General features: G+C 70.5%; 17 protein-coding genes. 13 read left to right on the top strand and 4 right to left on the bottom strand.

Translation table 11 applies throughout. The features are described from left to right. Positions 1–27 precede the first annotated feature (27 nt). Positions 28–1149: a prohibitin family protein gene (locus tag GF068_RS08900; RefSeq protein WP_153818878.1), complete on the top strand. Its 1122-nt coding sequence runs from the start codon at positions 28–30 to the stop codon at positions 1147–1149. A gap of 1 nt (position 1150) precedes the next feature. Here the strand turns inward: GF068_RS08900 and GF068_RS08895 are convergent, their stop codons facing one another. Next, positions 1151–2167, bottom strand: coding sequence for a peptidylprolyl isomerase (locus GF068_RS08895; protein WP_153818877.1), 1017 nt, complete (start codon positions 2165–2167; stop codon positions 1151–1153). 104 nt (positions 2168–2271) lie between these two features. Here GF068_RS08895 and icd point away from each other — a divergent pair, with 104 nt between their 5' ends. Then, complete coding sequence (gene icd / locus GF068_RS08890; RefSeq protein WP_153818876.1) at positions 2272–3666, top strand: NADP-dependent isocitrate dehydrogenase; 1395 nt, start codon at positions 2272–2274, stop codon at positions 3664–3666. Positions 3667–3748: 82 nt separating this feature from the next. On the opposite strand, the gene GF068_RS08885 is transcribed toward icd, so the two are convergent. Then, the gene (locus GF068_RS08885) at positions 3749–4861 is read right to left on the bottom strand and encodes a DegT/DnrJ/EryC1/StrS family aminotransferase (RefSeq protein ID WP_153818875.1); all 1113 of its coding nucleotides are present in this window, start codon (positions 4859–4861) and stop codon (positions 3749–3751) included. A gap of 17 nt (positions 4862–4878) precedes the next feature. Then, entirely contained in the window at positions 4879–5826 is a 948-nt protein-coding gene (gene mdh, locus GF068_RS08880; RefSeq protein WP_153818874.1) for a malate dehydrogenase, read from the bottom strand. A gap of 80 nt (positions 5827–5906) precedes the next feature. Between mdh and GF068_RS08875 the strand changes: the two genes are divergently transcribed. Together GF068_RS08875 and GF068_RS08870 are read left to right on the top strand one after the other, a co-directional pair. After that, positions 5907–6878, top strand: a complete 972-nt coding sequence (locus GF068_RS08875) for a phosphoribosylaminoimidazolesuccinocarboxamide synthase (protein WP_153818873.1) — start codon at positions 5907–5909, stop codon at positions 6876–6878. A gap of 2 nt (positions 6879–6880) precedes the next feature. After that, positions 6881–7798, top strand: coding sequence for an ROK family protein (locus tag GF068_RS08870; RefSeq protein WP_153818872.1), 918 nt, complete (start codon positions 6881–6883; stop codon positions 7796–7798). Here the strand turns inward: GF068_RS08870 and GF068_RS08865 are convergent. After that, complete coding sequence (locus tag GF068_RS08865; RefSeq protein ID WP_240806746.1) at positions 7795–8703, bottom strand: hypothetical protein; 909 nt, start codon at positions 8701–8703, stop codon at positions 7795–7797. The genes GF068_RS08870 and GF068_RS08865 overlap by 4 nt on opposite strands. Positions 8704–8775: 72 nt before the next feature. Between GF068_RS08865 and GF068_RS08860 the strand changes: the two genes are divergently transcribed. From GF068_RS08860 to GF068_RS08820, 9 genes are all read left to right on the top strand, one after another. Continuing rightward, positions 8776–9828 (top strand): hypothetical protein, encoded by a 1053-nt coding sequence (locus tag GF068_RS08860; protein ID WP_153818871.1) that lies wholly within the window; start codon positions 8776–8778, stop codon positions 9826–9828. A 46-nt stretch (positions 9829–9874) separates the two neighbouring features. Beyond that, complete coding sequence (locus tag GF068_RS08855; RefSeq protein ID WP_153818870.1) at positions 9875–12409, top strand: HEAT repeat domain-containing protein; 2535 nt, start codon at positions 9875–9877, stop codon at positions 12407–12409. A 129-nt stretch (positions 12410–12538) separates the two neighbouring features. Then, a complete protein-coding gene (locus GF068_RS08850) occupies positions 12539–14059 on the top strand; it encodes a protein kinase domain-containing protein (RefSeq protein WP_153818869.1) in 1521 nt (506 codons plus the stop codon). A gap of 211 nt (positions 14060–14270) precedes the next feature. Then, a complete protein-coding gene (locus tag GF068_RS08845) occupies positions 14271–15230 on the top strand; it encodes a hypothetical protein (protein WP_153818868.1) in 960 nt (319 codons plus the stop codon). 80 nt (positions 15231–15310) lie between these two features. Continuing rightward, positions 15311–15886, top strand: coding sequence for a hypothetical protein (locus tag GF068_RS08840; protein WP_153818867.1), 576 nt, complete (start codon positions 15311–15313; stop codon positions 15884–15886). 7 nt (positions 15887–15893) lie between these two features. Next, positions 15894–17195: a hypothetical protein gene (locus GF068_RS08835; RefSeq protein WP_153818866.1), complete on the top strand. Its 1302-nt coding sequence runs from the start codon at positions 15894–15896 to the stop codon at positions 17193–17195. A 100-nt stretch (positions 17196–17295) separates the two neighbouring features. Beyond that, positions 17296–19413: a sulfatase-like hydrolase/transferase gene (locus GF068_RS08830; protein WP_153818865.1), complete on the top strand. Its 2118-nt coding sequence runs from the start codon at positions 17296–17298 to the stop codon at positions 19411–19413. A gap of 19 nt (positions 19414–19432) precedes the next feature. Further along, positions 19433–20536, top strand: a complete 1104-nt coding sequence (locus GF068_RS08825; protein ID WP_153818864.1) for an SUMF1/EgtB/PvdO family nonheme iron enzyme — start codon at positions 19433–19435, stop codon at positions 20534–20536. 46 nt (positions 20537–20582) lie between these two features. Further along, positions 20583–21173 carry a hypothetical protein gene (locus tag GF068_RS08820; protein WP_153818863.1) on the top strand — a complete coding sequence of 197 codons (591 nt, stop codon included), beginning with the start codon at positions 20583–20585 and terminating at the stop codon, positions 21171–21173. The last annotated feature ends 37 nt before the right edge of the window (positions 21174–21210 follow it).

Here is a 21210-nt window from a genome sequence, read left to right as displayed (position 1 = left end):
CGTCGATATGCTAGGCGCGAGAGCGCCATGGCAACCGTCCGCCCCTTCTCGACCCCTCCCTCCGCCAACCTCGTCAAGCGCCTCGCCCTCGCGGGTGTCGTGCTCGTGTTCCTGGCGATCGCGCTGTCCTCGTGCGTCACGCGTGTCGACGCGGGTCACGTCGGCATCAAGGTCAAGCTCGCGGGTGACGAGCGTGGCGTCGACAAGAGCCCCACGGTGCAGGGCTGGGTCTTCTTCAACCCGCTGACCGAGCAGATCATCCTCTTCCCGACGAGCGTGCAGAACATCGTCTGGACGAAGGATCCCCACGAGGGCAACGCGCGCGACAGCTCGATCACGTTCTCCTCGCAGGAGGGCGTGAACATCAACGCGGACGTGGGCCTCTCGTTCCACATCGAGCCCTCGCTCGCGCCGAAGCTCTACGGTCGGTTCCGCAAGTCGGACCTGATGGATCTCGCGAACGGCTACGTGCGCAACGCGATGCGCGAGAGCTTCAACATGCAGGCCTCGCAGATGCCGGTGCAGGAGATCTACGGCGCGGGCAAGGGCAAGCTCGTCGAGAACGTCTCGAAGCGCATGCTGGAGCAGCTCGGGCCGGATGGGTTCGTCATCGATCAGCTCACGATCAACGGCGCGCTGCGGCTGCCGGAGAACGTGGCCAACGCGATCAACCGGGCGATGGAGGCGACGCAGCAGGCGATCCAGGCGGAGAACCGGGTGCGGCAGGTGAAGGCGGAGGCGGAGCAGGCGATCACGCAGGCCGAGGGCGCGGCGAAGGCGGCGCGGGCGCGCGCGGAGGGCGAGGCGGACGCGAAGCTCATCACGGCCAAGGCCGAGGCGCGGGCGAACCTGATCCTGAAGTACTCGATGACGCCGACGGTGCTGCAGTACCGCGCGCTCGAGCGCTGGAACGGCCGGCTGCCCGTGATGAACGGCGGCGGCGCGATGCCGATGCTCACGTTCGACGCCGCGAAGCTCGGCAAGGGCGGCGACGACGACGAGAAGAAGCTGCTCGAGCTGCTCGGTCAGGAAGAGGAGATGGAGCGGAAGGAAGAGGCCGAGCGCGCGAAGGTCGAGAAGGACAAGGCCGACGCGGCGAAGGCGCTCGACAACCCCGCGCCTCCCGCGCCCGCGCCGCCCAAGCCTTAGATCACAACCTTACATCGAGGTGCGTGCGCTTCTTCAGCTCGTCGAGCCACTTGCGCTTCGCCTTGTCGAGGATCTCCGTCTGCAGGCGCTGCACCATCTCGGGCTTGGCCGCTTCGTACGTCGTGTAACGCGAGGGCTGTCGCGACAGGAGCTTCAGGATCACGAGGCCCTTGTCGACCTGGATCACGTTGCTCACCTGACCGGGCTCGAGCGCCATCACCGCGTTCTCGAAGTCGGGCGCGAGCGCCGGGCGCTGGCCTTGCAGCGCCTGCGGCGAGCCGACCGGGGCGCGGATCCCGAGGTCGCCGCCGACGTCACGCGTGTTCGTCTCGTCCGAGTAGGCGCGCGCGAGCGCCGCGAAGTCCTCGCCGGCGCGGGCGCGCGTCATGAGCTCGGCCGCGAGCTGCTTGCGCTCCGCGATCGCCTCGGGGCTCGATCCCGGGATGATCTGCAGCACGATCCACGCGGGCCGGTAGTCCCTGCGCTTGCGCTCCTCGCGCAGCGTGCGCTCGTACATCGCCTTCACGTCGTCCTCGGTGATGCGCACGCGCCCCTTCACGCGGAGCTGCAGCATCTTGCCTTCGAGGATCTGCCTGCGGATCTCGTCGCGGTACTCCTGCTCCGTCAGGGCCGAGCGCGCCTTCGCCTCGCGGAAGAGCTCGGCCGTCGTGAGCCCTTGCGCGGCGGCGATGTTGCGGAAGGCGTTCTCGACCTCCTCGGGCGTGACCGTGACGCCCGCGCGCTCGGCGGCCTGCGTCTCGAGCTTCTGGTCGATCATGACCTCGAGCGTGTCCTTGAAGACCTGCGACTCCGCGGCGGCCTGCTCGGCGCCGGGGCGAACGCGCTGCTGGACCTGCAAGAGGAACGGCTTGGCGCGGGCGCGGAGCTCGGAGAGCAGGATGGGATCGTCCCCCACGACGGCGACGATCCGCTCGACCACGATGGCCTCGGCCGGCTGCTGGGCGAGCGCGGCGGCGAGGACGAGTCCCAGGGCGACGAGCCTTTGACGAGAGCGCATGCCGGGGACGACGTAGCACAAGAGCGACCTCGGGTCTGCGCGCGAATCACCCGAGATCGTCCGTCCCCGTTGCGGCAGCCGTGGCCCTGGTCTATTGCGCGGCCATGCGCGAGTTCCCGAAGCCCACAGCGGGCGAAGCGATCACGATGTCCAAGTCCGGCGAGCTCCAGGTGCCGGACCAACCCATCATCCCGTTCATCGAAGGTGACGGCACCGGCCCCGACATCTGGCGCGCCAGCCAGCGCGTGCTCGACGCGGCCGTGGCGAAGGCGTACGGCGGCAAGAAGAAGATCGCCTGGTACGAGGTGTACGCGGGCGAGAAGGCGTTCAACAGCTTCGGCGAGTGGCTGCCGCAGGGCACGGTCGAGGCGTACCGCCAGTACCTCGTGGGCATCAAGGGCCCGCTGACGACGCCGATCGGCAAGGGCATCCGCAGCCTCAACGTGGCGCTGCGGCAGATGCTCGACCTCTACGTCTGCCTGCGCCCGGTGCGCTGGTACAAGGGCGTGCCCTCGCCGGTGAAGGATCCCGGCGCGGTCGACATGGTGATCTTCCGCGAGAACACGGAGGACATCTACGCCGGCATCGAGTGGGAGGCGGAGAGCCCGGAGGCGAAGAAGGTGATCGACTTCCTCCAGAAAGAGATGGGAGTGAAGAAGATCCGCTTCCCGGCGACGAGCGGCATCGGCATCAAGCCGGTGAGCCGCGAGGGCACGGAGCGCCTGGTGCGCGCGGCGATCGAGTACGCGCTCCGGTACAACCGGAAGAGCGTCACGTTCGTGCACAAGGGCAACATCATGAAGTTCACGGAGGGCGCGTTCAAGGCGTGGGGTTATTCGCTCGCGCAGAGCCAGTTCCGGGACAAGGTCGTGACGGAGCGCGAGACGTGGATCCTCGGGAACAAGGAGAAGAACCCGGAGATCACGGTCGAGCAGAACGCGAAGGAGATCGAGCCCGGCTACGACATGGCGCCCGCGGACATGCAGGCCGAGTTCCGCGCGGAGGTCGAGGAGGCGCTGAAGCTCTGGGACACGCACGGCGGCGGCAAGTGGAAGAAGATGCTGCGCGTGAAGGACTCGATCGCGGACATCACGCTGCAGCAGGTGCTCACGCGGCCGCGTGACTTCGACGTCATCGCGACGCTCAACCTGAACGGCGATTACCTCTCGGACGCGCTGGCGGCGCAGATCGGCGGCATCGGCATCGCGCCGGGCGGCAACATCAACTACGTGACGGGCCACGCGGTCTTCGAGGCCACGCACGGCACGGCGCCGAAGTACGCGAACCTCGACAAGGTGAACCCGGGCTCGGTCATCCTCTCGGGCGAGATGATGCTCCGGCACATGGGCTGGACCGAGGCGGCGGAGCTCATCAACAAGGGCATGGACGGCGCGATCGGCGCGAAGACCGTGACGTACGATTTCGCGCGCCTCATGGAGGGCGCGAAAGAGGTGAAGTGCTCCGAGTTCGGTGACGCGATCATCGCGCACATGGGGTGAGCGCGGTCCACGCGTTGCGTGAGGGAAGCCCCCTCTTCCGGATTCGGAGGAGGGGGTTTTTCTTTTGTAGCGGGCTGGCCCGTCAGGCGTAAAACGCGCGAATGCGCTCCACCACGTACCCCTGCTGCTCCGGGGTGAGCGTCGGTGAAATGGGCAGCGACAGCACCTCGCGGCAGGCGCGCTCGGCCTGCGGGAAATCTCCCTCGTGGTAACCGAGGTGCGCAAAGCACGGCTGCAGGTGCAGCGGGACCGGGTAATACACGGCCGTGCCGATCCCGGCGGATTCGAGGGACGCCCGGAGCTCGTCCCGACGAACGGCGCGGATCGTGAACTGGTGGTAGACGTGCCGGCCCTCGGGGTCGTCCTCGGCGGGGCGGACGAAATCGGAGATCCCCGCCTCCGCGAGCAGGGCGCGATATCGATCGGCGATGCCGCGCCGCGCCTCCGTCCAGCCTTCGAGATACGGGAGCTTGGCGCGTAAAACCGCGGCCTGGATCGCGTCGAGGCGGCTGTTCATGCCGACTTCGTCGTGGCGGTACATCTTCTCGCCGCCGTGCGTGCGCAGGCGGCGGACGCGGGTGGCCTTGTCGGGATCGTTGGTCAGGACCATCCCGCCGTCGCCGAACGCCCCGAGGTTCTTGCTCGGGAAAAACGAGAGGCAGCCGAACGTGCCGATCGTGCCCGCCGCGCGTCCGCCCCGCCGCGCGTCGATCGCCTGCGCGGCGTCCTCGACGACGGCGACGCCACGCGCCCGCGCCTCGTCGAGCCAAGGCTCCATCCGCGCGACGCGGCCGTAGAGGTGCACGGGGACGATGGCGCGCGTGCGCGGGCCGATCGCCGCGAGCACACGCGCGGGATCGAGGTTCCATGACGCAGGCTCGATGTCGACGAAGACGGGCCGCGCGCCGAGCCGCGCGATGGCGCCCGCGGTCGCGAAGAACGTGAACGGCGTGGTCACGACCTCGTCGCCCGGGCCCACGCCCGAAGCGACGAGCGAGAGCAGGAGCGCATCGCTGCCCGAGGCCACGCCGATCGCGTGCAGAGCGCCGAGGCGCGCGGCGATCACCTCCTCGAAGAGGCGGACCTCTTCTCCGAGGACGAACGCCTGCGCCTCGACGACGCGGGCCATGGCCTGATCGATCTCTTCGCGGATCGCGCGGTGTTGCGCGCGTAGATCGAGGAGCGGGACCCTCATGTCCCGCCTTTGCGGGATCACGAAGCGGGCGTGGCCTTCACGACGTCCGTGATGCCCTGCACGCTCTTCGCGCTCTTGGCGAGCATCACCTTCTCGTCGTCCGTCAGCTTGATCTCGAGGATCTTCTCGACGCCGCGGCCGCCGATGATGACGGGCACGCCCATGAAGAGGTCCTTGTAGCCGTACTCGCCGTCGAGGTAGACGGCGCTCGGCAGGAGGCGCTTCTGATCGAGGAGGAACGCCTCGGCCATCGCGACCGCGGCCGAGGCCGGCGCGTAGTAGGCGCTCGTGCCCATGAGCTTGACGATCTCGCCGCCGCCCGTGCGCGTGCGGGCGATGATCGCGTCGAGCTTCTCGCGCGCGATGAGCTCGGTCGCGGCGACGCCGTTGATCGTGGTCGCGCTGAGCACGGGGACCATGTCGTCGCCGTGGCCGCCGAGCACCATCGCGCGGACGTCCTTGATGCTGACGTTGGCCTCACGCGCGAGGAAGAGCTGGAAGCGCGCGCTGTCGAGCACGCCGGCCATGCCGACGACGCGCTCGCGGGGCAGGCCCGTGGCGCGCTTGAGCTCGTAGACCATCGCGTCGAGCGGGTTCGAGATGACGATCACGAACGCGTCGGGGCAGTGCTCCTTCACGCCGGCCGCGACGCTGCGGATGATCGGCAGGTTCGTCGCGACGAGGTCGTCGCGGCTCTGGCCGGGCTTGCGCGGGATGCCCGCCGTGACGATCACGACGTCGGCGCCGGCGCAGTCCTTCCAGTCGCTCGAGCCCGTGATCTTCGCGTCGTAGCCGATGACGCTCGAGTTCTGCTCGAGATCGAGGGCCTTGCCCTTGGCGAAGTCGGCCTTCGCCGGGATGTCGAAGAGGACGATGTCGCCGAGCTCCTTGCGGGCGCAGAGCGCCGCGAGCTCGCCGCCGATGTTGCCGGCCCCGATGAGTGCGATCTTCTTCCGAGTGCTCATGCGCGGGCCTTTAGCATCCCCACGAACTGGACTGAACAGGGTAGGTGCGAGGCGCAAAACTTGCGCTAAGGTCCGCCGCCATGGTGGACACGGATACCCTGCGAAATGCGCTCCGGACGACCCTCGACCATACGGATTTCGGGGCGCTCGGCGCGAAGTACGAAGGGAAAGTCCGGGACAACTACACGACGGGCGACGGGCGGCGGTACCTCGTGGCCACGGACCGCATCAGCGCGTTCGACCGTGTCCTCGGCACGTTGCCGCTGAAGGGGCAGGTCTTGAACCTGCTCGCGGCGCACTGGTTCGAGGCGACGAAGCACATCGCGCCGAACCACGTGATCTCGGTGCCCGATCCGAACGTGGTCGAGGCCGTCGAGTGCGCGCCCTTGCCCGTGGAGATGGTCGTGCGCGCCTACGTCACGGGCGTGACCTCCACGAGCATCTGGACCCACTACGCCCGCGGCGAGCGTGTGTTTTGTGGTCATCGCCTGCCGGACGGGCTGCGCAAGAACGATCGCCTGCCCGCGCCGATCCTCACGCCGAGCACGAAGGCGCCGAAGGGCGGACACGACGTGTCGGCATCCCGCGAGGAGATCCTCGCCGAGGGCGTGGTGAGCGCGCGTGATTTCGACGAGGCGGCCGCGATGGTGATGGCCCTCTTCGCGTTCGGGCAGGAGCGCTGCGAGGAGCGCGGGCTCATCCTGGTCGACACGAAGTACGAGCTCGGCAAGACGAAGGACGGACGGATCGTGGTGATCGACGAGATCCACACGCCGGACTCGTCCCGCTTCTGGTTTGCCGGGACGTACGACGAACGCCGCGCGGGGGGTGAGGAGCCCGAGTCGTTCGACAAGGAGTACGTGCGCCGCTGGCTCGCGGCCGCGGGGTTTTCGGGTGATGGCCCGATCCCCGCGATCCCGGACGAGGTGCGGATCGAGGCGGCGCGGCGGTACATCGAGGCCTTCGAGACGATCACGGGGCAGGCGTTCGTGCCGAACCTGGAGGATCCGCAGGCGCGGATCCGGCGGAACCTGAAGATCGCGGCGAGCTAGGCATGCGCCAGCCGATCGCGATCGGGGTGGATCTGGGCGGCACGAAGATCGAGGCCGTCGTGCTGCGGGGCGCGGACACACACGCGCCGGCGGTGGAGCAACGACGCCGCGTGCCGACGCCGCGCGATCGTGGCTACGAGGCCATCCTCGAAGCGGTCGCCAAGCTCGTGCGTGACGTCGCCGCGGAGGCGGGCCTCGACACGAAGGAGGTGCCGCTCGGCGTGGGGATGCCGGGCGGCGTGACGCGCGCGGGGCTCGTGAAGAACGCGAACACGACCTGCCTCAACGGGCGCCCTTTCCGCGCGGATCTCGAGCGCTCGCTCGATCGCTCCATCCGCTTCGACAACGACGCCAACTGCTTCGCGCTCGCCGAGGCGCGGCTCGGCGCGGCCGCCGCGTACGTGGGCGGCGTGGTCTTCGGCGTGATCCTGGGGACCGGCGTCGGCGGCGCGCTCGTCGTCCGCGGGCAGGTTTGGCCGGGCGAACACGGCATCGCCGGCGAGTGGGGCCACCACGTGATCTTCCCCGATCGCGGGCCCGTCTGTTACTGCGGGCATCGCGGCTGCCTCGAGCTCTTCGCGTGTGGCCCTGCCGTCGAGGCCGACTACACGCGTCGCGCGGGTCGCGCGCTGCACGCCTCGGAGATCGCGACGCGCCGCGCCGAGGATCCGCACGCCGCGGCCGCGATCGATGGGTTCCTCGACGCCTTCGCGCGCGGCCTCGCCAACGTGATCGACATCGTGGATCCGAGCGCGATCGTGCTCGGTGGGGGGCTTTCGAACCTCGCTTGCCTGTACGACGAGGGCCGCGATCGCGTGGCCGCGCTCGTCTTCAACGACGAGCTCCGCACGCCGATCTTGAAGCACCAGCTCGGCGACAGCGCGGGCGTGATCGGCGCCGCGCTCCTCGCGATCGCCTAGCCGAAACGCGAGGCTTCGCTCGGCTTCACGCCGAGCGCTTCGAGCGCCGACACGAGCTTCGATCGGTGGATCGACACGACCGTCGGCATGCCGCCGGAGATCCCGAAGCGCTCGAGGAAGTTGATGCCGCTGTCGAACGCCGCCGCGAACGTCACGTTGTCCCCGTCGATCACGGCCGACACGCTCGCGCGCTCCTGACCGACGAGCAGGAGCAACGTCTTGTCGTACGGGCCCTTCCGGTTCGTCGCGTCGACGAGCACGATGCCCGGCTCGATCCGCTCGAAGGACCTCGCGAGCCTGCGCGCCTCGGCCTCGAGCGGCGCGAGCTCGGCGCCGGCCGCGTCGATCGGCTGCCAGAGCGACGCGTCCGAGAGGCCCGTGGACAGGTGCCGCACGATGAGCCCGAAGAGCGCATGATCTCGCGGCCGCGCGCGGAGCGCTCGATCGATGCGCGCCGCGACGGGCCCCGGCGTGCCGATCCGCGTGTCGATCGCCCGCGCGTCCGCGTCGCAGCCGGGATACGGCTCCTCGCCGCCGCGTAGCCACTTGGCGCCGCTCGCCAGGCCGTCGAAATCCACGTGGCAGACGAGCGTGTCGACGCGGCCTGCGCGCGTGACGATCTCGGGCGTGATCATCTCCGGGCAGGCGCCGTGCTCGGCCTTCGTGGAGAGCACGAAACGCGCGTCGTCGGCGTACCGCGCGTGGTGGAGGCTGTCGTGGTGATCGACCCAGGCCCGCAGGCGCGGGCCGAGCGCCTCGATGAAGGGCAACGTTACGGTTTCGAAGCTTTTTCCCCCCGCCTCCGACGCGAACGCGATGTCGAGGACCACCACGTTTCCCCGGAGATCCTTGGGTTTGGGCAGCTTCCGTGGGGAAGCGAACGAAAGCTCGATGGATTGCATCATCGTTCGCTCGGCTGCGTCCTTCGTGTCATTCCTGGCATCCGACTGGGATAAACTCGCACTGAGGAGACGGACATGAAGCGTGGATACTTAGCATGCGGGGGTGCCCTCGTCGGTCTCTGGCTCTTCGCGGGGGCCGGCGGCGCGCCCGAGGCGCACGCGGACGAGGTTCCTGCGGCTGCGGCTGCGGCGGCGGAGCCCAGCGTGACAGCTCCTACCTGCTCGATCAAAGGCACCTACCCGCCCTCCAAGAACACCAAGCTCTTCGACGCGTCGAGCGGCGGCAACCTCATCGCCACGCTGACCGGCGCGTACATCCCCATGACGCTCAGCGAGATCCCGTTCGATCCGAGCGGTCGGGCGCGGCTCGTGACCTCGGTCGGCAGCGGCGCGATGCGGATCGAGGGGTACGTCTCGCCCGCGGACATCTCGCTCTTCACGACGCGCGACATCTCGGTCTACGGCGGGCACGTCTGGATCGCGAGCGCGCAGAAGGTGAAGCTCGTCAAGGCCCACTCGAGCTCGCTCACCGTGGAGATCTCCATCGGCGGCACGATGAACCAGACCGTGCGAGCGACGGCGCCTTGTGACGCCTTCGCGCTCGTGAAGAACCCGGTGACGCCGTTCGAGGTCCCCGGCAACGGCCGCGGGTACATGACCAAGAAGCAGAAGATCGAGCTCTACGACAAGCCGAACGGCGACGTCGTGCTCGCGCTCGAGATGCTGGAGGGCGCGGGGCAGCTCTTCTGGAGCACGGAGATGAAGCTCGGCTTCGTGCACGTGATGTCGCGCAGCGATCTCACCCTCGACGCGTGGGCCCGCCTGCGTGACCTCGACCCGCTGAAGAAGGGCGAGATGCAGGACCAGTACATCCCGCCCACGACGCAGATCGCCGGCGCGCAGCTCGCGTTCGACAAGCCCCCGCCGCTCGTGCGCGCGACGAAGGAGATCACGATCCGGGCGAAGCGCGACGAAAAAGCAAAGCCGGTCGGCGTGGTCGAGGCGGACACGGAGATCTACGTGCTCGAGACCGTCGCAGGGTGGACGAACATCCTGCCCAAGCACCTCGGGATCGTCCCGCCGGACGACGGCGGCTTCTGGATCCCGTCGACCGAAGTCCCCAAGTAAACCTCGACCGTTGCGGCGCCCGCCCCACCGCGGCAAGGATGCGGGCATGCGGCTCCGCACAGCGCTCCCCGCCTTCGCCACCCTCGCCACGGGCACGCTCGTCCTCGCGACGTCGTCCGCCGCGCCCGACGCGACGAGCTCCAAGGATTCGATCGTCGCGCCGGCGGTCGCCGGTCAGCAGGCGCTCGCCGTGCGCGCGTCGAAGGAAGGCGTCGTCGCGCGCGTCTGCGCAAAAGAGGCCAACTGCAGCGCGGAAGGAGGAGGCCAGGCGATCGAGCTGCCCCAGGGCGCGCTCGAGCTCGTCGCGCGTGGCGCGAAGCTCGAGACGAGGACGCTCGTGGGGGGCAGGCAGGTCGTGCGCGTCGTGGCTGGAGGAGGGCCCGGGGGCGCGAGCTTCGTGGCGCTCCTCGCGGCTCCGCTCGCGGGCAAAGGGGACGCGCCGATCACGCTCTGGAGCGGCTTCACGGGCCTCACGAAGGGCGAGCACGGCGAAGAGCGCGCGTTCGTGCTCATGGAGGAGCCGCAGGAAAAGGGCGTGCGGATCGTGGTGGGTCAGCAGCGGGACGACGTCACCGTGTGTGGTCGCCCCGCGCTCGTCGCGGCGCGTGAGGTCGATCCGCAGACGATGACGTTGAAGCGCGGCGCGAGCGTGCAGAACCTCTCGGGCAAGGAGCGCGCGGCGGCGACGAAGCTCGTGGCGACGCCGGTTTCAGGTGACAAACCTCGGCCCCTCGTGCCGCTGCTCGCGGCGCGGACGGCGTCGAGCGCGGTGGGCAAGGCGTTCGCGACGCTCACGGACGGAGATCCGGAGTCGACGTGGTCCGAGGCCAAGTCGGGGCCGGGGCGCGGGGAGTTCGTCACGTTCTCGTCGGCGAGCGAGGTGCCGATCACGTCGATCGACTTCGTCGTTCGCCCGCCCAAGGCCGAGGTGCCCGCCGGCGCCGCGCCGAAGACGATCTACCTCGCCACGCCGGACAAACTCTACGAGGTGAGCTTCCCGGAGGACGCGTTCAAGAAGGCGGGCGCGCGGTACGAGGTGAAGCTGCCCGAGCCGCTCTCGGCCACGTGCCTCTCGATCGTGCTCGACGCGGCGTACGCGCCGGAGAGCGCGGCGGACGCGCGCGTGACGATCGCCGAGATCACGGCGCGGACCGCGTTCGACGAGAGCTCCCCCGAGGCGCTCGTGGCCGCGCTCGCGGGCGGCGGCGATCGAGCGAAGGGCGCCGCGGCCCTGCTCGCGCGGGGCGGCTCTGCCGCGGTGAAGGCGACGATCGCGGGCTACGAGAAGCTCGACGAGGCGGGCAAGAGGCTCGCCGAAGGCGTGATCGACGCGGCCCCGTGCGCCGCGCAGGCGCCGTTCTGGTCACGCGTGATGCGCGCCGAGCTCGAGAAGAAGCGCCCGAAGCGGGCCCCCGAGGAGCTGGCGCTCGTGCACGCGCGTGATCGCCTGCGCCGCTGCGGGCGCGCGTCCGCGTCCTCGCTCGCCGAGCTCGTGGAGAAGGGGGAAGGCAAGGTGCGGATCGCGGCCGCCTCCGAGCTCGCGCTGCTCGCGCCCGCCGAGGCGGTCCCGGTCCTCGTGGACGCGCTCGCGACGAAGGACGACGCGCTCCGGCGCGAGATCCGCGGCTCACTCGCGCACGCGGCGAAGAGCGATCGGGCGATGGCGGCGCTCGGCGAGGAGCTCGAGAAGGAGCGGTTCGCGGGGCGCAGCGAGGTCGTTCGGATCGACATCCTGCGCGCGCTCGGAGCGCGCATCGACCTCGTGCCGGGCGCGCGGGACGCGTTTGCTTCGCTCGCGACCGAAGGCGCGCCCTTCCGCACGCGGTACCTCCTGCTCGCCCCCGCGGCCGATCTCGCGCGCGCCGGTGACAAGAGCGCCGAGGCGTTCCTCGTCGCGGCGATGCGCAAGGACGCTGATCCGCACGTGCGGCTGCGCGCGGCCGAGGTCTCGCACCGCGCGCCGCAGGTGTTGCCCTCGCTGCTCGAGGCCGCAGGTGATCCGGAGGTGCGCGTGCGTGACGCCGCGGTCGTCGCGCTCGGCGCGCGGGGGCGAGAGGCCGAGGCGCCGCCTCCGGACCTCGTGGCCGCGCTGGCGAAGCGCCTCGCGCAGGATCCGTTCACGTTCGTACGGACGAACGCCGCGCGTAGCCTCGGCGAGATGCCGAGCACGAAGGCCGGCGACGCGGCGCTCGCGGCGGCGCTCGGCGACGCCTCGCCGGAGGTGCGAGGGCGCGCGCTCGACGGCCTCGGCGCGCACCGGGCGACGACCTACCTCGGCCCGATCCGCGAGCTCGCCGGCGACGACGAGGAGCAGGCCGACGTGCGCGCGCGGGCGATCCTGGCGCTCGCTTCGATGTGTGATCGTTCCCAGGTGGACACGTGGACGAAGCTCGCGCGGGCTACGCCGTTCGCCATGAGCGACAGGGAGCGCACGCTCGGCGCGGCGGCGATCGCGGCGCTCGGGGACATAAAACCGCAGGATCTCCGCGCCCGCCTCGCTCCGCTGCTCGATCCGAAGGTCCCGCGCAACGTGCGCGAGCTCGCGCGCGCCGCCCTCGAGGCGCCGTCCAAGTGTAAGTGAACGCTGCTTTTTCGGCCGTCCTGAGTCCGGGACGGAGCCAGGGCCGGGAGGCCCGCAGCACGCGGTAGCCGTGGCCCGCCGATCCGTGTAATTTCAGGGGAGGCAGGGAGCGGAGGAACCAAGGTCCAAGTGAGTAACCCCGCCGAGAACATCAAGCCCGGCACCGTGATCGCCGATCGGTACCGCGTCGTGCGTCAGCTCGGGCGCGGCGGCATGGGCTCGGTGTTCCTCGTCGAGCACGTCCACACGGACGAACAGCTCGCCCTCAAGATCCTGCACTCGGCCGTGATCTCCGACGCCGTGGCGCTCGAGCGCTTCCGCCGCGAGGCGCGCACGCCGGCGCGGATCAACAGCGATCACGTGGTCCGCGTGACCGACGCGGACATCGCGGCGAACCTGAACGGCGCGCCCTTCCTCGTGATGGAGTACCTGCGCGGCGAGGACCTCGATCAGCGCGTCGAGCGTGTCGGCCCGATGCCGCCGACCGAGGTGGTCCTCTACCTGCGCCAGGCCGCCCGCGCGCTCGACAAGGCCCACGCCCTCGGCATCATCCACCGCGATCTCAAGCCCGAGAACCTCTTCCTCACGACGCGCGAGGACGGGACGCCTTGCATCAAGATCCTCGACTTCGGCATCGCCAAGCTCACCGGCGAGGCCTCGCGTGAGCTCGTCCGCGCGGCCGCGACCACGACGGGGCAGATCTTCGGGACGCCGCTCTTCATGTCGCCCGAGCAGGCGAAGGGGGAGTCGTCGAAGATTTGTGCTCAAACGGATGTTTGGGCCCTCGGGCTCATCGCGCACCGCCTCCTCACGGGCCGCGACATCTGGACGGCCGAGACGATCACGCATCTGATCGCGCAGATCGCGTACGAGCCCATGCCCGTGCCGAGCGAGCACGGCGCGCCGTTCGGCCACGACTACGACGGCTGGTTCGCCGTGTGTTGCGCGCGCGACGTGAAGAACCGGTACGCCTCGGCCGGCGAGGCGGTCACCGCGCTCGCGAAATCGTTGAGCGTCGTCGAGACGTTCCCCGGTCCGGGCAGCGGGCCGGATCGCATCACCGGGCGCTTCATCATCGACGCGAAGCTGCTCACCCCGCCCGCGTCCACGGCGGCGGCCGCGACGCTCAGCGCCTCGCAGCTCAGCCTCCTTGGCGATCCGCCGCCCACCGATCCTGCGCCGCCCATGCTCACGCCGCAGGAGACACAACGCAAGAGCTCGGCCGGGCCGCTCACGCTCACGGGCATGAAGCTCGGCACCGCGCCGCGAAAAAACAGGTTCCTGCGCGCCGCGCTCGTCGCGCTCGTCGCGGGGCTCTCGCTCGGCGGCGCGGCGCTCTGGTTCCTGCGCCCTCCGCCGATCAGCGGCGACGACGCGAGCACGCGGCACGCCTCGCCGGACGTGACGCCGCCCGTCACCGTCCCGCCGTTGACCACCGTCGCCCCGATCAACGACACGCAGCACACCGTCATGGCGCCGACGCCTTCGGCCACCACGCAGGTGGAGGACGCGGGTGTGGGCGACGCTGGTGCCGTGTCGACCAGCAAGACGCCGGTCGCCCCGCCGTCCGCCACGACGACCACCCCGTACAAGGCGCCTGTGTGGCCGCGCAACAACAAGCCGTTTGATCCGCTGTCCGGCCGGCATTGAGGCGCCTGCCGTTTGTTCGGCTTCCCCGACGAGCTGGGGTATAGGGTACGCTGAAGCGCGGACGCCGCTGCTCCCTCACGGGGTGCGGCCCTCTTGGATGGAACACTCTCGCATGCAGGGCCCTCTCCCTGGTCGGACAAAACCACGCGCGTCTCGGGCGCGCGGTGCCGCTCTGCGCGGGGGCTCGGCTGTCGCCCTCGGGCTCGTGCTCATGCTCTCGTCTCCCCTGGCCGCGCGAGCGAACGATCCGGCCGCCGCCGACGCCTTGTTCCAGGCCGCCAAGAAGCTCATGGGCGAGAAGCAGTTCTCCGAGGCGTGCCCCAAGTTCGACGCGAGTTACAAGCTCGATCCGACGCTCGGCACGCTGCTCAACCTCGCCGACTGTTACGAGAAGCTCGGTCGCACGGCGACGGCGTGGTCGACGTGGGGCGAGGCCATGGAGAAGGCGCAGCGCGACGGGGACAAACGCGCCGAGTTCGCCAGGAGCCGCCGCGACTCGCTCTTCCCCAAGCTGCCGAAGGTCGTCATCAACGTGCAGAACGAGGTCCCGGGCGTCGACATCCTGTGGGACCAGGTCAAGCTCGCGCCCGCGGTCTTCGGCGTGGAGCTGCCCGCCGATCCTGCCGAGCACGACCTCCTCGTCCTGCGCGACGACGGCGCCAAGCTCAAAGAGGAGCGCGTCCGCATCACCCAGGAAGGCGCTCGCACCGAGATCACGCTCGACATCGAGGCGCTCGACAAGGCGAACCCCCGAAAGGTGAAGCCCATCGAGGCGCCGCCGCCTCCTCCGCCCTCGGCCAGCAAGCAGCGCCTCGCGGGCTTCGTGATCGGCGGCTTCGGCGCGGCGGCGCTCATCACCGCGGGCGCGCTCGAGGCCGTGGCGCTCGCGAAGCGCGCCGACGCGGGCGCGTCGTCGGCCTGCGTGAACAAGTTCTGCACGCCCGATGGCCTCGCGTCCATCGACTCGGCGCGCACGTTCGCCGAGGCGGGCCAGTGGATCGGCCTCGGCGGCATCGTCGCCGCGGCCGTCGGCGTGACGCTCCTGCTCACGGCGCCCCCGGCGGCTCCGTCGCCTCGCCCCGCGACGGGCGCTGTCGTTCCGCGCCCGATGTGGTTGAGCCCGTGGGCCGGGCCGAACGGCGGTGGCCTCGTCGTGGGGGGCGCGTTGTGAACCGGCCCGTTTCGACGCTTGGGGCTCCGCCCGGACGAGCCGAGCTGCGCCCCAGACCCCTCGGCGCGAGGATCCGCTCGATGCTCGTCGTGCTTGGCCTCGCCTGCGGCTGCGCGACCGTGCTCGATCTCGAGGGTTATCAGGACGCCGCCGCCTCGCTCTGCGCGTGCCCCGGCTTCGAGAAGGTCGAGCAGTGTGCGGCTCGAGCGCATGCGCGGATCTCGGCTGCGTCGGAGGCGGAGCGCGCGGTGTGGCTCGCCAGGTTCGAGGCGGAGCAGTGCGGCACGCTCTGTGAGCACGCGGCCGCGTGTTACGCCGCGATCCCCGGCTGCGAGGGCGAGCAGCCCGGCTGCGAGTGCTGTCCGTGGGACAACGCCGTGCTGAAGTGCTCGGATACGAACACGTGCCAGACGTGCCGTACGTGCTTCGAGCTCGCCACCGAGGCGCCCGACATGACGTACGAGTGCGCGTTCGGCCGGTCGCTGCTCCTCGACGTGCGGGAGTGCGCGTGCTCCGTGTGCACCGACGACTGCACCGGGTTCTGTCAGAACCTCGAGCTGCTCACGACCGATCCTGCGGACACCTGCCACGCTTGCCTGGAGCAGAACTGCAAGGTTTCGATCGACGCGTGCTTCGCCGACAAACCTCAGGGGTGACTCGATCGTGCATGCCGGAGCGCCGCGCCGCGAACCTTCTCCTTCGATCCCGAGCGGGCCGCGCCGCGTGCTCGGCGCGCTCCTCGCGGCGCTCGTCTCGTTCGGCGCGGCGAGCTGCCTCGGCGTCCTCGACCTCGACGGATACGCGGCCGCGCCCGATGCCATCTGCGATCTGCTCGAGCGTTGTTACGGCGACGCGGGCTTCGCCAAGTGCCACGGCCACGTGAGCTCGCAGCTCGCGGTGGCGACCGAGGAGGGCAAGGCGAGCTTCCTCGAGCGCCTCTCCTCCGGTTGCCTCGAGGACTGCAAGGCCGCGCGCCGTTGCCTCGATCTCCCCCCGATTTGCCGTGTACCGCGGGAGAGCTGCACGACGAACGAGCAGTGCTGCGGCTTCTCGGGCGGCGGCGCCGTCTGCAGCCGGCAGAGCTGCTGCGTGACGACCGGCGCCCCTTGCGCGGGCGACGTCGACTGCTGCACCGGCAAGTGTGAAGGTGATCCCCCGACCTGCGGCGGTACGCCGTGCCTCGTGGCCGGAGAGCCGTGCGTCGACGACGGCGAGTGCTGCACCGACGTGTGCCTGGAGACGGGCGTGTGCGGCGAGGACACCTGCTTGCTCGACGGCGCCATCTGCACGAACGACGACGACTGTTGCACGGGCGTTTGCACCGAGGGCAAGTGCACCCCGTCGTGCAGGCAAAACGACGAGCCCTGCCTCGCGGACGGGGATTGCTGCGACACGAACGCCGGCTGCGACGAGGGCCTCGGCATCTGCGGCGCCGCCGGCTGCCTCTCGGTCGGCTCGCCCTGCAACCCGACGAGCGACGACTGCTGCGGCGACCTCTTCTGCAGGCCCGACCTCGGCCTCTGCGCGGCGCCCGAGGCCTGCGCCGAGAACGGCACGAACTGCAACGTCGACGACGAGTGCTGCACGCTGCACTGCAACGGCACCTGCCAGTGCGCGAACGACGGCGCCGACTGCTACGAGGGCTTCACCTGCTGCAGCGGCGCGTGCATCGACAACAAGTGCGGGCAGTGCAAACAAGAAGGCAGCGCGTGCTCGAAGCCCTCGGAGTGCTGCGCGGGCATCTGCAGGGCCGGCGCCTGCTGCAAGAACGCCGGCTGCAACCACGGCATCTGCCAGCCCGGTGATGCCCTGAGCCCGGCGAGCTGCCCCGAGAGCGCGCTCGAGATCCAGTGCATCCGGGCGATCTGCGCGAACGACCCGTACTGCTGCTGCGACACCTGGGACGCGAACTGCGTCGGCCAAGTCGCCGCCGTGTGTGGTCTTTCCTGTCCCGCGGGGCCCTGAGCGGCCCGGACGTGCCGCGCCGGTTTCGGCTTTTCGGCGTTGTGCCCTGGTGCTACGCCCTCGGCGTCATGGGCCTCTCCCGCACCCACCTCCGCCTCGCATGACGAAGACCGGCTGGACGATGCGCCTCGGGGAGGCGTGCGTGCTCGCGCTCGCGGTCGCGGCGTTCTCGGCCGTGCCCACCGCGCTCCGGACGAGCGGCGCGGGTGGCTCGTTGCTCGACGGCTTGCTCGTGGGCACGGCGGCGCTCCTGCCCCTCGTCACGCTCTCCATCGTGCTCCTGCGCGCCGCGGGGCGCGGGCTCCGGGGCGTGATCGGCGCGGGCGCGGGCCCCACGGCGGCGCTCGGGATCGCGCTCTGGATCGGCCTCGCGCTCCCGGCGCTCGCGGTCCTCGCGGGGCTGCTCAAGGCCCTGACGCACCATCGTGGCCTCGGCGGCGCGACCTTCGGCGTGCTCGGCGCGTTTGTCGTCGTGGCCTGCGCCCTCGTCGCGCGTCGCATGGTCGAGGCGGGCCAGGCGCTCGTCGCGCGTGGTGTTCGCCCGGTCTACGTCGCGGCGGGTGGCGCCGTCGTCTCGGTCGTGCCGCTCCTCGTCGTGGCTGCGTGGCTCTACCGCGCCTCGGGCGGCGCGGGCGCGTCGTCCGTGAGCGCGGCGCTCGTCGACCTCGCGATCGCCGTCCTCGCGACCGCGCTCGTCGCCTCGATTGAGCTCGGCGACAAGCTGCGCAAGCTCTCCTCCGCGTTCGGCGTGCCCTTCGCGGCCGTGCTCATGATCGCGGCCTCTGCGCGCCTCGAATCGTCCCCGGCGCTCGGGCGCGCGGTGCAGGCGGGCGGCGGGCTCGCGGCGAGCTTGCTCTCGGCCCTCGAGCGCTGGACCGATCGGGACGGCGACGGCATGGGCGCGCATTTCGGCGGCGGTGACTGCGACGAAGGGGATCCGCGGCGTCACCCCGGCGCCGAGGACGTGCCCGGCGACGGCATCGATCAGGACTGCAGCGGCGCCGACACGCCACGCGCCGAGGCGCCTCCCAAGGCTGCCGCCGCGCCCGGATCGGCGCAGCCTCCGGCCTCGGCCTCGGCCGTGCCTGCGTCGACCGCGTCTGCGGGAAAGACGCTCGATCCTTCGCGCCCGGACATCCTGCTCATCACGCTCGACACCGTGCGCGCCGATCACACGAGCGTGTACGGCTACGACCAGAAGACCACGCCGCACCTCGAGGCGCTCGCCGCGCGGGGCGTCGTCTTCGAGCACGCGTACGCCACGGGCAGCGACACCCAGCGCGCGCTCGTGCCGCTCGTCTCGGGCAAACCTCTCTCGCAGACCCCGCACAATCGCCGCGAGTGGCCCACCCTCTCGGACGAGATCGACTCCATCGCCGAGCGCATGAAGCGGGCCGGATACACGACGGCCGCGGTCGCCTCGTTCACGTGGCTCAGCGAGGATCGAGGCTTCTCGCAGGGCTTCGATCGGTTCGAGCCCGTCCATCGCGACGAGCACCCCGAGCGCAGCGTCACCGGCGCGCTCGCCACGCGCGCGGCCCTCTCCGTCCTCGAGGACCTCGGCAAGAAGGACGCGCCGATCTTCCTCTGGATCCACCTCTTCGACGCCCACGAGCGATACCTCCAGCACGAGGGCCTGCGCTTCGGCCGCGGCCAGGAGGGGCTCTACGACGGCGAGATCGCCTTCGTCGACAAGCAGATCGGGCAGATCGCGGCCTTCGTCTCGAAGTGGAGCCGCGCCTCGCGTGTCGCCTGGGTCGTCCACGGATCCCACGGCGAGGCCTTCGACGAGCACGGGGAGAAGGGCCACGGCGCGGAGCTCTACGACGAGATGATCCGCGTGCCCTTCGTCGTCGTCCTGCCCGGGGGACGCCCCGGTCGATATGGCGAACGTGCGGTCAGCACGCTCGACGTCGCTCCCACGGTCCTCGCCCTGGGCGACGCCCCTCGGGAGGGCGTCTCGGGCGTCTCGCTCCTGCCGCATGCGCGCCTCGAACCCGACGCGCCGCGCCGTCCGCCCGTGCTCGCGTATGCCTCGAAGCGGCTCGCCTTGATCGATTGGCCGCTCAAGCTCATGGTGATCGAGCGCAAGAAGCAGAACCGCAACTTCCTCTTCGATCTCGGGGCCGACCCGCGCGAGACGAAAGACCTCTCGGCCGACCGTCCGGACGACGTGGCCCGCCTCCTGAAGCTCGCCTCCGAGATCACACCACCCTAGCGAGGCGCGTCGAGACGTCATGCCCGCAGAACCCTCCTCTCCGCCACCTGCCCCCGCTCCGGAGCCCCAGGCGTCGAAAGGCACGCGCACGGTCCACGCGCTCGTGGGCACGACCGTGTTCGCTTGCGTCGCGGCTTCCGCCGTGGGCGTCGTGAACTTCGCGAGCAAGCAGGAGCTGCCGCTCTCGCTCGCGCTCGGCGCGATCCGCGGCATCGTCCCGCGCAAGCCCACGCACGAGTGGCGCCTCGTCGGCGGCAAGCACTGGCAGATCGTCGCCTCCGCCGTCGAGCCGACCGAGACGATCGAGATGCTCGAGGGCAACCGCGGGGCCTGCCCGACCGGCATGATCGAGATCAAGGGCACGATGAAGGTCGACCCGTCGGCGACGGCCGCGTACGACGGCAAGTCGGTCGAGGAGATGCAGAAGAAGACCTGCACGAAGTGGATCAACCGCGACTACCCCGAGCGTTGCGCCGAGTTCGATCGCGACCAGTGGCTCGCCCTCTCGAAGGAGCTGCCCACGAAGCCCATGCACTACTGCATGGATCGCTTCGAGTACCCGAACCGCAAGGGTGACTATCCGGTCATCATGGTGAACTTCCACGAGGCGAGCGAGATGTGCGCCGAGCAGGGCAAGCGCCTCTGCGACGAGCTCGAGTGGACGTTCGCCTGCGAGGGCGAGGAGGCGCAGCCGTATCCGTACGGCTACGTGCGCGACACCGAGGCGTGCGTCATCGACAACAAGTGGCGCCCCTACAACGAGCGCGCGATGCAGCCTCGGGACGGCCTCGCGGCCATGGCCGAGCTCGACCGCCTCTGGCAGGGCGTGCCTTCGGGCTCGCGGCCGCGGTGCAGGAGCCCGTTTGGCGTCTACGACATGACCGGCAACGTCGACGAGTGGACCCGGAACGTCCGGAGCTGGGAGCCCCACGCCTCGATCCTCAAGGGCGGCTACTGGGGCCCCGTGCGCACGCGCTGCCGGCCCTCCACGCGCTCGCACGACGAGAACCACACGTTCTACCAGCAGGGCTTCCGCTGCTGCGCCGCGGTCGGCACCACCCTCGAGGCCAAGAGCTTCAATGCCGATCCCGCCGTCGCGCCCCTCCCGCGGGAGCTCAAATGAGCCGCGGGGCCTGCGGCGCCGCGCGTCCTGCCGTATCCTCGACCTCGTGACGATCTCCTCCGTGCCCCCTCCGCCCGAAGCCCCCGCCCCCGAGCGGCATGGTCCTTCGCCGCGCCCGGGGCGCTGGACCGACACGCTCACCACGCTCCTGCTCGTCGCGACCGCTTGCCTCGTCGCCCTCAGCGCCACGCCGGCGCTCCTCCGCGCCGCGGGGGTCGCGCCCTTCGGGCCCTCGGACGGCTTCCGCTCGCCGCTGCGTGACCTCACCGAACCACACTCGCTCGGCGGCCACCCCGCCGAGGGCGACGAGGAAGAGGACGATCGCGGCAACGACCCGCTCCTCACCCCGCGCTTCGATGTGTTCGAGGACCGACCTCGTGGCGCGGCGCGTGGCGGCGTGAACACCGCGGAGCCCGGCGACGACGCGCCTCGGGCGCGCATGCGCCCCGCCGTCGTGCGCCGCAAGGCCACCTTGCGCCTCTCGGCGTCCGAGGACGCCGATCCCATCGGCGAGCTGAAGCCCGGGGACTCGCTCTTCGTCGTCCGCGAGTCGGGGGAGTGGGCGCTCGTCATGCAAACGGGCGCCGAGGGGGTGCTCATGGGCTGGACGCAGAAGAGTCAGCTTGCGATTCGTTGAGGATCGTCTGCTCTCCTGGCTGCGCGGCGTGGCACGA

The sequence above is a fragment of the Polyangium spumosum genome (genome assembly GCF_009649845.1).
GTDB classification, from domain to species: domain Bacteria; phylum Myxococcota_A; class Polyangia; order Polyangiales; family Polyangiaceae; genus Polyangium; species Polyangium spumosum.
The sequence above is the reverse complement of the archived record's forward strand: the minus strand, read 5'-3'. Positions and strand labels throughout refer to the sequence as shown.